Annotated in this window: 10 protein-coding genes; 8 read left to right on the top strand and 2 right to left on the bottom strand. The window is 42.5% G+C overall.

Features of this window, described 5'->3' with window-relative positions; translation table 11 throughout:
• Window positions 1–570: 570 nt before the first annotated feature.
• Window positions 571–3,021 carry a bifunctional aspartate kinase/homoserine dehydrogenase I gene (gene thrA, locus LN995_RS19570; RefSeq protein ID WP_229962782.1) on the bottom strand — a complete coding sequence of 817 codons (2,451 nt, stop codon included), beginning with the start codon at window positions 3,019–3,021 and terminating at the stop codon, window positions 571–573.
• Between the two features lie 273 nt (window positions 3,022–3,294).
• On the opposite strand from thrA, the gene LN995_RS19565 reads away from it, so the two are divergent.
• Entirely contained in the window at window positions 3,295–4,152 is an 858-nt protein-coding gene (locus LN995_RS19565; protein ID WP_229962781.1) for an urease accessory protein UreD, read from the top strand.
• 254 nt (window positions 4,153–4,406) lie between these two features.
• Here the strand turns inward: LN995_RS19565 and LN995_RS19560 are convergent, their stop codons facing one another.
• Complete coding sequence (locus tag LN995_RS19560; RefSeq protein ID WP_229962780.1) at window positions 4,407–5,219, bottom strand: 2,3,4,5-tetrahydropyridine-2,6-dicarboxylate N-succinyltransferase; 813 nt, start codon at window positions 5,217–5,219, stop codon at window positions 4,407–4,409.
• Window positions 5,220–5,268: 49 nt separating this feature from the next.
• Here LN995_RS19560 and LN995_RS19555 point away from each other — a divergent pair, with 49 nt between their 5' ends.
• The 7 genes from LN995_RS19555 to LN995_RS19525 all read left to right on the top strand — a co-directional run bounded on the left by LN995_RS19555 (window position 5,269) and on the right by LN995_RS19525 (window position 13,402).
• A complete protein-coding gene (locus LN995_RS19555) occupies window positions 5,269–6,390 on the top strand; it encodes a glycosyltransferase (RefSeq protein ID WP_229962779.1) in 1,122 nt (373 codons plus the stop codon).
• A 76-nt stretch (window positions 6,391–6,466) separates the two neighbouring features.
• Complete coding sequence (locus LN995_RS19550; protein ID WP_229962778.1) at window positions 6,467–7,465, top strand: 3-oxoacyl-ACP synthase III family protein; 999 nt, start codon at window positions 6,467–6,469, stop codon at window positions 7,463–7,465.
• A 92-nt stretch (window positions 7,466–7,557) separates the two neighbouring features.
• Window positions 7,558–8,214, top strand: a complete 657-nt coding sequence (locus LN995_RS19545; RefSeq protein WP_229962777.1) for a metal-dependent transcriptional regulator — start codon at window positions 7,558–7,560, stop codon at window positions 8,212–8,214.
• Window positions 8,215–8,549: 335 nt separating this feature from the next.
• The gene (locus tag LN995_RS19540; RefSeq protein WP_229962776.1) at window positions 8,550–10,433 is read left to right on the top strand and encodes an Nramp family divalent metal transporter; all 1,884 of its coding nucleotides are present in this window, start codon (window positions 8,550–8,552) and stop codon (window positions 10,431–10,433) included.
• A gap of 240 nt (window positions 10,434–10,673) precedes the next feature.
• Complete coding sequence (locus LN995_RS19535) at window positions 10,674–11,123, top strand: thioredoxin family protein (RefSeq protein WP_229962775.1); 450 nt, start codon at window positions 10,674–10,676, stop codon at window positions 11,121–11,123.
• 93 nt (window positions 11,124–11,216) lie between these two features.
• Window positions 11,217–12,599: a tRNA uridine-5-carboxymethylaminomethyl(34) synthesis GTPase MnmE gene (mnmE, locus tag LN995_RS19530; RefSeq protein ID WP_377469185.1), complete on the top strand. Its 1,383-nt coding sequence runs from the start codon at window positions 11,217–11,219 to the stop codon at window positions 12,597–12,599.
• Between the two features lie 389 nt (window positions 12,600–12,988).
• Window positions 12,989–13,402, top strand: coding sequence for a helix-turn-helix domain-containing protein (locus LN995_RS19525; RefSeq protein WP_317206980.1), 414 nt, complete (start codon window positions 12,989–12,991; stop codon window positions 13,400–13,402).
• Window positions 13,403–13,428 lie beyond the last annotated feature (26 nt).

Here is a 13,428-nt window from a genome sequence, read left to right as displayed (position 1 = left end):
AAAAAGGCAGATCAGAATGAGCCATGGTTACAATTTTAAGGCAAACCACTCTTAGAAATGTGCACAGTAAACATTCTTTCTTAGTGCTCTTCCTGTCTTTCTCTCATGTTCTAATTTACGAAACTTAGAACATACTAAAGGAAGTTCTAAACTTAAACAAGTAGTTCTTCGCCCAGATTACCATTTTATAACTAGCAGAGATGTTAACAGGTTACGTATAAAAGCGGAACGACAGCAGCTAATAACTATGGAGAACTGAACACAATTAAAAGGAAATAACAAAGGCTAGGTTGCTGTTATGTCCTATGGGAAACCAACAGTTACCTAGCCTTAAATAAGCTTACAGAAGCTCTGCCACCACCCGGCAAAAACTATGAAAAGCAGCTATGCAGCGTAAAAACAGAAACCGAAATTTCAGCAAAGCAAGCTGTAGTGTCTTATTATGTTATTCTATACGCGGCACCTTACCTTAAGAAAGCTGTTATACTTCTTTTTAGGTGTATTTACCTACTCCTTTACGTTTTTGTAACATCGCCCTGAGCTTTTAACTTACAATCCAGATGCTTGCACTTAGTGCGTTCCCACGTTTACAATATCAGCAAACACACCGGCTGCGGTAACCTCGGCACCGGCACCAGGCCCCTTTACAACCAATGGACGCTCTTTGTATCGTTCTGTGGTAAAGGCAATAATGTTATCGCTGCCGGAAAGCACAAAGAACGGATGGCTTTCGTCTACCATTTGCAATGTAATTGATACTTTCCCATCTTCCAGCTTACCAATGTAGCGCAGTGCCTTCCCGCTTTGCTCTGCTTCTTTCTTCAGCTTTTCAAAGAAATCGTCAGCCGCTTCCAGTTCTTTATAAAAATCTGTAACAGATTGTGCATTTAAACAGGAGCCTGGAAGTATGTTATCAATCTTCACATCTTCTGCCTCTAGTTCGTAGCCTGCATCACGGGCTAAAATGAGCATCTTACGCATAAAGTCTTTACCATTCAGGTCATCCCTGGGGTCAGGTTCAGTATAGCCCTTTTCCTGCGCCAGTTTCACTACTTCATGGAATTTAGCCTCCCCTTTAAAATGGTTAAAAATAAAGGAGATTGTACCAGAAAGAACTGCTTCAATTAATAAGACCCTGTCGCCACTCATCATCAGGTCCTTCAACGTGCGAACTATAGGCAGCCCCGCTCCTACATTGGTTTCATAATAAAAGTCAACGCCGTGTGTATGCGCTGTGTCTTTAAAAGTTCTGTATTGGCTGTAAGACGATGAATTGCCTATCTTATTAGAGGTTACGACAGAGACATTAGATTTAAAGATCTCTTCGTAAAAGGTAATGGGTTTTGGACTTGCCGTGTTGTCTACAAAAACGCAGTTTGGCAGGTTCATCTCTTTCATTTTAGCTACAAAGCCCTGTAGATCTGCAGGCTCTCCTGCTTGGTCTAATTCTTCCTGCCAGCTGTCCAGCGGAATTCCCTCCTCTTCAAACAGCATTTTACGGCTGTTTGAAATACCTGTTATTTTTACCTGTATGCCATTGTGTTTCTGTAAAAAGTCACGGTGCTCGTACAGTTGCCGGAACAGGGTTTTACCAATATTGCCCGTGCCCAAGCAAAACACATTCAGTGTCTTTTTCAGCTCCGTAAAGAACTCATCATGCACAGCATTAAGGGCCTTAGCCAAATCCTGCTGTAAGATAACCACCGAAATATTATGCTCCGAAGAACCCTGTGCAATGGCCCGCACGTTCACGCCGTTTCTACCCAAAGCTGAAAAAAGCTTACCAGACATGCCAGTGGTTTTTTTCATGTTCTCCCCCACAATAGCCAGAATAGACAAACCTTCTTCCACTTCGGGCTGTTCCAGTTTCTTCGCCTGCAATTCCAGTTCAAACTCCTGCTCAATCAGTCGCTGCGCTTTCACGGCATCTTCTGGCTTAATGGCAAACGTAATGCTGTGCTCTGAAGAGCTTTGGGTAATCATAATCACATTTATCTGCTCGTGGGCCAGCAAAGAAAACAACTTACCGCTAAAACCAGCCTTACCTACCATGCCACTGCCCTGCAGGTTAATAATGCTTATTTCATTGATAGAAGAAATTCCTTTTATAGGCAAGTCCGACGAATCGCAACTGTGGCAGATAACGGTGCCGGTAAAATCGGGCTGCAGAATACTTTTTATGATGATCGGAATCTTTTTCAGAAAAGCCGGAATCATGGTAGGAGGATAAATTACCCTGGCTCCAAAAAAAGACATCTCCATGGCTTCTGTATACGAAAGCTCTGTCAGCGAAAAAGCTTTTTTCACCATTCTGGGGTCAGCAGTCATCATACCGTTTACGCCTGTCCATATCTGTATTTCACTGCTGTTGAGCGCTGAGCCCACTATAGCCGCTGTATAATCGCTGCCTCCTCTGCCAAGTGTTGTTGTCTGGCCCTGCTGGTCGCTAGCGATAAAGCCAGTTATAAACAATAAACTATCAGCATGGCTATTGTAGAATATACTAATCAGGTCTTCAGAAAGCCTGGTATCAACTTTAGCATTACCGAAATTACTGTCGGTTTTAATAATGGTAGCGGCATCTACAAAAAGAGATTCAGGGAAGTACTGCTCTGCAATTTTGGTCACTAAAAAAGTAGCGCATCTTTCTCCATAACTAATCACCAGGTCAAGTGACTTAGGCGAACATTCCTTCAGGTTCTGAATAGCAGAAAGTATTTTCTCCACTTCCGAAAAATATATTTTCAGTTGGGCATAAACAGGAGCTTGTTGCTGGATCGGAAGCATTTCCTGAACAACGGCAAAATGCCTGTCCAACACTTCCTGCAACAATTCCTGGTTGCCTTCACCAATAACTGCTTCTTCAGCCATTTTCGTTAACATGTTCGTAATGCCGCTCATGGCTGAAAGTACCACAACAGGCTTCTCTCCTGTCTGCACTTCTTTTTTGATGATGTCCAGCATGTTAACAATACCTTCAGTAGACCCTACCGAAGTACCCCCGAATTTCAGAACCTTCATATAGTTAGATGTTAAAAAAAAGCGCCTTCCTGTATGGGGAAGGCGCTTACCGGTTTATCTTGTTTTTAATTTACCTAATAATCTCCTTCCCATGCATTTTTGGAATGATGATCGTAGAAATTATAATGGTTGTTTGTCTCTGTATCATATTATATCCCTAAGATATATATTATAAATTTAATCCCCCTACATATTTCTGCTATTTTTTTGAAAAAACTATACAGGCAAGTTTAAAAGCATTGCCTTATATTGCCAGTACAGACACAAAAAAGAATGAGCGAATTCAACGACTGGAGTGAAGTGGAGATTGCTGAAGTACAGCAAAAATCGAAACTGATAACCTGCAAAAACATACAGCCCCTTAAAATACTAAACCCCGGCGCGTACAACAAGAGCAGCCATGTGGTACTGTCTAGCTATGGCGGAGGCATGGTATCCGGTGACCAGATTAAGCTAAAGATTACCTGTGGTGCTAACACCAGGCTTTTTATAAGTTCACAATCAAACACTAAAATATTCAAGTCTGTAAACGGCGGCGTAGCGGAGCAGGTAATTGAAGGTGAACTAGAGGAAAAAGGACTGGCTGTGATATTTCCGGACCCGGTAGTGCTGCAGGAAAGCAGTAACTATAAGCAAGTGCAGCATTGGAATACAAAGCCTGATTCCCTTCTTCTGGTGGTAGATTGGTTCCACTCAGGCAGAATGGATATGGGTGAAAAATTTGTTTTTGACTCTTTTCATTCTGAACTGAAAGTATCGGTAAACAATAAAGTAGTTCTATTGGATCGCTTTTCTTTTAAACCTAAAGAAAATATTGCTACCTCCCCCGCTAATTTTGATCAGTACCAGACCATGCTTTCAGCTTACTTAGTTGGCACACCGAATGATGAAAAGTTCATACATTTAGCTAACAAACTAATGCAACTCAAGATGCAGGAAAGCTCTTCTTTAAATTTCAACATGGTTGAAAAAGATATGGTCTTGTCTGTTTCTAAGGTAAAAGATGGCGTTTATATTTTAAGGGCGATGGCAAAAACCCGCCTAGACCTACAGCCAGTTTGTGAAGAGATAATGCGTATTTTAGCTTCTGATTTATATTTAGGATACAACCCGGTAAAGCGGAAGTTTTAGCGGATCTTGTAAATGTTATGGTGCCGAACAAGGGAAAAGAGTTCAACCCGGGCCCGGGCTGTAAGTTTATACAGCATCCTGAATTACACGTCGCTGAATAAGCTGGGGCTACGACAGCTTAAATAAAACAGTAAAAGGAAAAAAGCCAGTCATTCATATATAAAAAAGCTGTTGAAACATGACAAGTGCTTTTGCTCAGGCATATCTCAACAGCTTTCAGATTAAGTACTGTTTAATTCGGCCTTTACCAGGGATTAAACCGCTACAGCATGGTCTCTTAACACATCGTTCAATGATGTCTTAAGGTCTGTGCTTTCTTTACGCTGTCCAATGATCAGGGCACAAGGCACCTGGAACTCACCAGCAGGGAATTTCTTAGTGTATGAACCAGGAATAACAACTGAACGAGGAGGCACATAACCTTTGTAGATTTTCTCCTCACTGCCTGTTACGTCAAATATTTTGGAGCTGCCTGTAATAGTTACACCAGCACCAATTACAGCTTCTTTACCAATGCGGCAACCCTCTACCAATATACTTCTGGAGCCAATAAAGGCACCGTCTTCAATAATAACCGGTGCAGCCTGTATTGGCTCCAGTACACCACCAAGACCAACACCACCACTCAGGTGCACATTTTTACCTACCTGAGCGCAGCTTCCTACAGTTGCCCAGGTATCCACCATTGTTCCGCTGTCTACATAAGCGCCAATGTTTACGTAAGACGGCATCATCACAACACCTTTAGCCAAAAAGGCACCATAACGAGCCACAGCATGAGGTACTACCCGCACGCCCAGTTGCTCGTAATTGCGCTTTAGTGCAATCTTATCATAAAACTCAAAAGGACCTACCTCTATTGTTTTCATCGACTGAATAGGGAAGTACATCAATACCGCCTTCTTTACCCATTCATTAACCTGCCAGTCATCTCCATTAGGTTCAGCAACACGCAAAGTACCTTTATCAAGCTCTCCGATTACCTCACGTATAGCTTCTATTGTATTACTTTCTTGTAACAATGCTCGGTTTTCCCAAGCCTCTTCTATAATTTGTTTAAGCGCCATGATTATAGGTTGAATAATTTTTTCAGCGTAAAAGTATTAAATTTAGCCGATGTCTGAAAAAAGAATCCTGCTAGCCTCGCTACTGAAGCCGGTTAATGACACCCGAATGTATGAAAAGCTGGGCCTCTCCTTAGCTAAACTAAAGCGAGTTCAGGTACATATTTGTGGCTACAAGGCCCCCGTGCCTACTAACGCACCTGATAATGTAATTTTTCATCCTGCGTTTCATTTTAAGCGATTAAGCCCTGGGCGAATAAAAGCACAGTATACTTTTTTTAAATTACTACTTAAAGTAAAGCCTGAAATTATTATTTGCAGTACGCATGAGTTCCTGATAGTTAGCTGCATATTTAAGTTAAAAAAGCATTGTAACATTATATATGATGTTCAGGAAAACTATTCGCTCAACCTGAAATCTCAGCACAATTATACGACCATCGTAAAACATACCTTAGCTGCCCTGCTAAGAACAATAGAAAAAGTAACAGCACCAGGAATAGCACATTTTATATTGGCAGAAAGAAGCTATGCGCAGGAACTGTCTTTTCTGGATAATAAATACACCATTATAGAAAACAAGTATAAAGCACAAGCACTCTCTCCTGCCACGCCTGTTCAGCCAGACCTTAACAACTTACGGTTGCTCTTCTCGGGTACTATATCAGAAGTATATGGTATTTTTGAAGCCATAACCTTTGCGGACGCCCTGTATCAGGTAAATCCAGAAACTCACCTTACCATTATCGGCTATTGCCCCCTGAGGAGTACTTTACAAAAAGTAAAAAAACTAATTCAACATAAACCATACATCAGCCTTATCGGAGGAGATGTACTGGTACCGCATCAGCAAATTCTGGATCAAATAAGGAAGAGCAACCTAGGAATTTTGCCTTACCAGCCCAATAAAAGTACGTTTAGGTGCATTCCTACCAAACTGTATGAATATGCTGCGCTTGGGCTACCTATGTTGGTCCAGAACAACCCCTTGTGGCAATCGTTAATAAGTAAGTTTAAGGCAGGTCTTGTTGTTGATTTCAGGCAGGTTGACATACAGGCTTTACTACAAGAACTGCAGCAACAGCAGTTTTATACTGCTGGCACACCTAATGATGCGTTATGGGAATCTGAAGAGATAAAGTTACTGCAGGTAGTTAGCAACTTCATACACTAATATCATAAAAAAAATTTAGATAAACCTAAATTAAATTTTTTCAGTATATTCGTACATTATAATATAACAACATTTTATGCGTAATTCAAAAATTGCCGGCGTTGGGCATTATGTGCCTGAAAGGGTTGTAACTAACAAAGACTTAGAGAAATTAATGGATACCTCTGACGAATGGATTCGTGAGAGGACAGGTATAGTAGAGCGTCATTATTTTCAGGAGGGTATAGACACTACAGCTAACATGGGAGCCAATGCCGCACGGGAAGCTCTTAAAATGGCAGGCTTGGAGGCAAAAGACATCGATATGATTGTTTTTGCTACTCTTAGCCCAGACTACATTTTCCCGGGTTCAGGAGTACTGATGCAACGGGAGCTGGGGCTGAAAGAAATTCCTGCCCTGGATGTCCGCAACCAGTGCTCAGGCTTTATTTATGCTCTTTCAGTAGGCGATCAGTTTATTAAAACCGGTATGTACAACAATGTGCTGGTGGTAGGCTCAGAGATACATTCCAGCGGACTGGACTTCAGTACTCAGGGCAGAGCTGTGTCGGTGATTTTCGGCGATGGTGCGGGAGCAGTTGTACTCACACCTGCAGAAAGTAGCGACAAGGGCGTTTTGTCTACACACCTGCATGCAGATGGAGAGTTTGCAGAAGAACTGGCCGTTACTGCTCCCAACAGTAATAAAAAAGACCGCCTGACACATGAGATGATTGATGATAGATCTATTTATCCTTACATGAATGGAAATGTAGTGTTTAAGCATGCCGTTACACACTTTCCTGAAGTTATTAAAGAAGCACTTGATAAGAACGGCTATAAACCTTCTGATATTGACATGCTTATACCGCACCAAGCTAACTTACGCATTACTTCTTACATACAGCAAACAATGGGGCTCTCTCCGGAGAATGTGTTTAGCAACATCCACAAATATGGTAACACTACAGCCGCCTCTGTTCCTATTGCTTTAAGCGAGGCTTATGCCGAAGGACGCATAAAGGAGGGGGATCTTGTTTGCTTAGCAGCATTTGGCAGTGGCTTTACCTGGGCATCAGCTCTTATCAGGTGGTAGTTAAAAGAATTATGAATGCCGAATTGTGAATTGTGAATGTAACTCATCTTACAAGAGTTGTTCATAATTCACAATTCATAATTTACTATACTGTGCATAGCTTCACCGAAGAAAACTATATTAAAGCCATATTTAAACTTTCTGTAAATGGCACGCAGGATGTAAACACTAATGCTATTGCCGAAGCCCTGGACACCAAAGCGGCCTCAGTGACAGACATGTTGCGCAAACTGAGTGCAAAGGGTCTGGTGCATTATGTCAGGTACAAAGGGGTATCTTTATCCGAAGAAGGCAAATTATTAGCCTTACAGATTATCCGCAAGCATAGGCTATGGGAAGTTTTTCTGGTTGATAAACTAAAATTTAACTGGGACGAGGTACACGAGGTGGCCGAGGAACTGGAGCATATAACCTCTGAACTACTAGTTAAGCGCCTCGATGAGTTCCTAGGATACCCAAAGTTTGATCCACACGGTGACCCTATCCCCTCTGAAACCGGGGAGATGAACCTGAAAAAGCAAAAGCTGTTGGCTGAAATGGAAATTAATACTTCAGGAGTTGTCTTAGGTGTAAACGATTCTCAGCCACTCTTCCTGAAATTTCTGGATAAGATAGGTATATCATTAGGCGCAACCATTAAAGTAATAGACAAAATAGAGTTTGATAATTCACTGGAAATCAATATTGGAAACAATAATACTATACTAATTTCCAGCGAAGTATCGAAAAACATTTTCATGTCGGTTTAAAGTAACTTTAACAGATATACAGGCGGCTTAATATGTTTTAATTAATGGTCAACAAAGCTAAAAAAGGAATTCTCATGAAGCTCACGTTGAGACAGGGCATTGGTTTTGCAGCAAATGCATCAATGGGGTATTCCAAAGGACTTCTTTTAGCACTACATACCATAAGTTCAGCCACAACTTTATATTTTGTTTCACAAGACATACATCATACAACTATATATCAATTATTTAACAATAAACTTATAAAGCATTAATTTATATTAATAAAATAAGAAACGAAGGACAAATGCTCTATAAGCTTCCAATCAGAACATGCGATATATAATGTTAAGGCCATGTTAAAGCAAGAATTATTTTCTAATAAGTCTTTAGAAGAAGTAAATGCATCGGTAGACACCACGACCAATGCTGGCTTTTGGAAAAAGCTGTTTTCATTTTTAGGCCCTGCATACCTGGTTAGTGTTGGCTACATGGACCCTGGCAACTGGGCTACAGACATTGCAGGCGGCAGCCAGTTTGGATACAAGCTTATCTGGGTGCTGGTGATGTCTAACCTGATGGCTATTCTGCTACAAAGCTTAAGTGCACGCTTGGGAGTGGTTCGCGGCATGGACCTGGCACAGGCTTCACGGGAATCTTACCCTAAGTTCATAAATGTTCCCCTTTACTTTTTGGCTGAAATTGCCATTGCAGCCTGTGACCTGGCAGAGGTATTAGGTATGGCCATAGGGCTCGAACTGTTATTTGGGCTCCCGTTGGTTTGGGGAGTGTGCCTAACAGTTTTTGATACCTTTCTTTTACTCTTCCTGATAAACAAAGGTATGCGCAAAATGGAAGCATTTATATTGGTGCTGGTAAGTATTATAGGTGGAGCCTTTGTTATAGAAATGGTGTTTGCCAAGCCAGATGTAGGAGACATGGTAAGCGGCCTGGTGCCATCTTTACCCAATAACGATGCCTTATATATTGCCATAGGCATTATTGGCGCCACCGTTATGCCACATAACCTGTACCTCCACTCCTCTCTTGTGCAAAGTCGCAAGTTCGAACGTAGTGCAGAGGGCATCAGGCGTGCTATCCGGTTTAATATGATAGACTCCACCATTGCGCTTAACCTGGCCCTGTTTGTGAACGCAGCTATCCTTATACTGGCTGCCGCCGCCTTTCATACACGTGGCATTTACACCGTAACTGAAATCAACGATGCCCATAAATTCCTGGAGCCCCTGCTAGGCTCTAAGTGGGCACCTGTCCTGTTTGCTATCGCACTAATTGCTGCTGGTCAAAGCTCTACCCTGACCGGCACGCTGGCAGGTCAGATTGTAATGGAAGGCTACCTGCACCTGCGTATACAGCCCTGGCTTCGCCGCATGGTTACCAGGTTTATCGCGGTAGTGCCAGCCTTGTTTGTAATCATTCATTATGGCGAAGACGAAACAGGAAAGCTACTGGTACTGAGCCAGGTAGTTTTGAGCCTGCAGCTTGGCTTTGCAGTCATACCACTTATTCACTTTGTGAGCCATAAAACAAAGATGGGCGAATTTTCCATCGGTCCATGGACAAAGGCAGCTGCCTGGCTTATTGCTTCTGTTATTGTGGTGCTAAACGCCAAACTGGTTTATGACCAGATACAGGAATGGATCGTTACTGCAGACAATCCGCTGTATATCTGGTTCACTGTAGTACCTGTTGCCATAGCTTACCTCGTCTTGCTACTTTACATAACATTTCAACCGTTTACAGTAGCCAGACATTTAAGCAGGCCCATTGGGTCTCACTACGATGCGGTGCAGTATGAACACATAGGCAAACCAGTTTATTCCAGAATCGCCCTTACCCTTGATTTCTCTGTAGCCGACAAAAGGATTATAGACAATGCCCTGGCGATTGGCACGCCAGAAGCGGAATATGTTATTATTCATATAGTAGAAACAGCTGGTGCCATGGTAATGGGGCAGGATATACATGACTATGAAACAAGTTCAGACAGGCAAAACTTAGAACGTTACGCGGCAGATTTAAGGCAGAAAGGTTTTAAAGTAAAGGCTGAACTAGGTTTTGGCTCTCCTAAAAAAGCCATTCCTAAAATTGTTAAAGGCTTCAATGCTGATTTGCTAGTAATGGGATCTCACGGGCATAAGATGGTGAAAGACCTTATCCTGGGCACAACTATCGAAACTGTTCGCCATGCCGTCAGCATACCTGTACTCATTGTTTAGAAGTTTATTAACTTTGTGTAAAGTAAAGGCTAAGGATTCTTATGCTTTCGTTTCAACAAACCCGACGCTTTTCATGCTGAACCTTAGGCGACACAAAATTTGTTACAGTATGAGTCGTTCATTCAATATCCTGTTAACACAAACTGATAAATGATCTTACAAATTATTACCTGCTTTTTTCTACTGATATCTTCAATAGCTGCCTCTAACACACCTATTAATAATAAATCAGTAAAGCCAATGGCAACTGCCACCATACAGTGGATAAGCATAGAAGAGGCAGCAGCTAAAATGAAACAGGAGCCGCGCAAGGTGCTCGTAGATGTGTATACTGACTGGTGCGGTTGGTGTAAAAAAATGGACAAAGCAACTTATTCCGCCCCCCAAATAATCTCCTTCATCAATAAGAACTTTTATCCGGTGAAGCTCGATGCAGAAAGTAAGAAGCCAATCACACTTAATGGCCATACTTACCAATACAACGATGAGTATCGATCTCATGAGCTGGCTGTAGCGCTGTTGCAGGGGCAAATGAGCTATCCTAGTACCGTTTACCTAAACGAAAAAATGGAAATGCTTTCCCCGGTACCAGGTTATATGGATGCCAAAGACTTTTCTAAAATTATGCGGTATTTTGGAGAAGACCACTATAAAAGCCTTTCCTGGCAGGAGCATGAAAAAAAGAATTAGGTGTAGATAAACCTACAGTGTGTTGTGGAGCCAGACCATTGAAATGTAGGTTGGTTAAAATCCACTAAGTTTGCACCATAAAACCTGACATCAATCTTGATAAATACATATTATAATACTGATACTATTGTGGCCGTTGCAACAGCCTCAGGCATGGGGGCCATTGCTGTTATCAGGCTATCAGGCGCTAATGCTATTACAGTTGCCAACAGTGTTTTTAAAGGCAAAGACCTAACAAAGCAGGCGAGCCACACCATCCACTTCGGCACCATTCGTGATGAAGATAAGGTAATTGACGAAGTGCTGGTATCGCTGTTTGTAGCTCCTCACTCCTATACCAAAGAAAACGTAGTGGAAATATCCTGCCACGGCTCAGACTTTATCGTGCAGCAGATTATCAGGTTATTACTACAAAATGGTGCACGCCTTGCTAGTGCCGGGGAGTATACGAAACGTGCGTTCCTGAACGGGCAGTTCGACCTGGCGCAGGCCGAGGCCGTAGCCGACCTGATTGCCTCCGACTCTGCCCTCTCCCATGAGGTGGCTATGAAACAGATGCGCGGCGGCTTTTCGCAGGAGATCAAGCGCCTGCGCGGTGAGTTGGTGCACTTTGCCTCTATGATAGAACTGGAACTAGACTTTGGCGAGGAAGACGTAGAGTTTGCCGACCGCAACCAGCTGCGAGCACTTATCACCAACATTCAGCGCATCATCCGCGACCTGCTCAAGTCTTTTGAACTGGGCAACGTGATCAAGAATGGTGTTCCAACGGTAATCGTGGGAAACCCTAATGCCGGTAAATCTACACTCCTGAACAAACTACTGAATGAGGAAAAAGCCATTGTATCGGATGTGCCTGGCACCACACGCGATTTTATTGAAGATGAAATCAATATTGAAGGCATCACCTTCCGCTTTATAGACACAGCAGGCCTCCGCGAAACCACCGACAAAGTAGAAGCCATAGGCGTGGAGCGTACCATGCAGAAGCTCAGCCAGTCCTCGTTGATCATTTACCTCTTCGACATTACAGAAATAACCGCTGTGCAAGTGCAAGCCGAGCTAGACAGGCTGAACCCAAAAAAACTGCCGCTGATAGCCGTAGCAAACAAGATAGACCAGGCCTCTCCCGAGAAAATCCAGCGCTTCGAAAGTATAGAAGGGCTGGTAACCATTTCGGCAGCCGAAGGAGCCAACCTGGACGAACTAAAACAGGCGCTGGTGGAGAAGGTAAACCTAGGCAAACTAAATATCCAAAGCCAAACTATTGTTACCAACCTCCGCCACGTAGACAGCCTGAACAAAACCTACACCGCCTTGGAAGACACGCTCAATGGCCTTGACTTGGGCATCAGCAATGATTTAGTAGCTGCCGATATTCGTCGTGCGCTTTACAGTTTAGGTGAGATAACCGGGGAGATAACAACAGATGATCTGCTGGACAATATTTTTACTAAGTTCTGCATCGGAAAATAAACCTTTCAAACATTTTGTATTAATCTGCATGAAAAATCCACTATATCATTGGTTTACAGGATTTTTAATACCTATGAATTGCTTTTTATAGAATTTTAATAATACACCATTCTTGCTGTTTCTGTACCTTTCTTGTACCTCATTCACTCATTCTGCACCTAGATCATTTTTTTGGAGAAATCTTGCAACATATAGCTACATCCAGCAACATGAGCTCCAACATTCGAATTGAGCGGATCTGTCAGCACTGCGGAAATGATTTCATAGCTAAGACAACAGTTACACAGTACTGCAGCGATAATTGTGCGAAGCGTGCCTATAAAGCCAGGCAGAAGAAAGCAAAAATCTAGACTAGCAATGAAGAAACTAAAGCTACCAAGCTAAAGCCTATAGCAGAGTTAAAGGCTAAAGAGTTTCTTAATATCACAGAAACCTGCCAACTACTAGAACTTAGCCGGTGGACTGTTTGGAGAGCCATTAAGGCAGGGGAGTTAGTGGCTGTGAAAGTCGGTAGGCGAACCATTATCAAGCGAGTCGATCTTGATCAACTCTTCGAGCAAAACCAGCCTTCGGTGGCAAAGCAACAGGAAGCATTAATTAGCCAAGTCCCAGTAGAAGACTGCTACACAATGGGCGAAGCACAGAAGGTTTATGGTATTTCAGAGAAAGCCCTTTTTGAGGTAGTTATACGCAACAATATTCCAAAGTACAAAAAAGGTAAACATGCACATATACCAAAATCAGCCATCGATCGCATACTTAATCCTTCAGCAGCACGATCAGATGACAAAGGTAAAACATAGAAGTGTCGGCTCCCCAACTTTAGAAC

Source organism: Pontibacter silvestris (genome assembly GCF_020907275.1).
In the GTDB taxonomy this organism is placed as follows: Bacteria; Bacteroidota; Bacteroidia; order Cytophagales; family Hymenobacteraceae; genus Pontibacter; species Pontibacter silvestris.
Note: the sequence above shows the minus strand (reverse complement) of the source record. Positions and strands in the feature narration are given on the sequence as shown.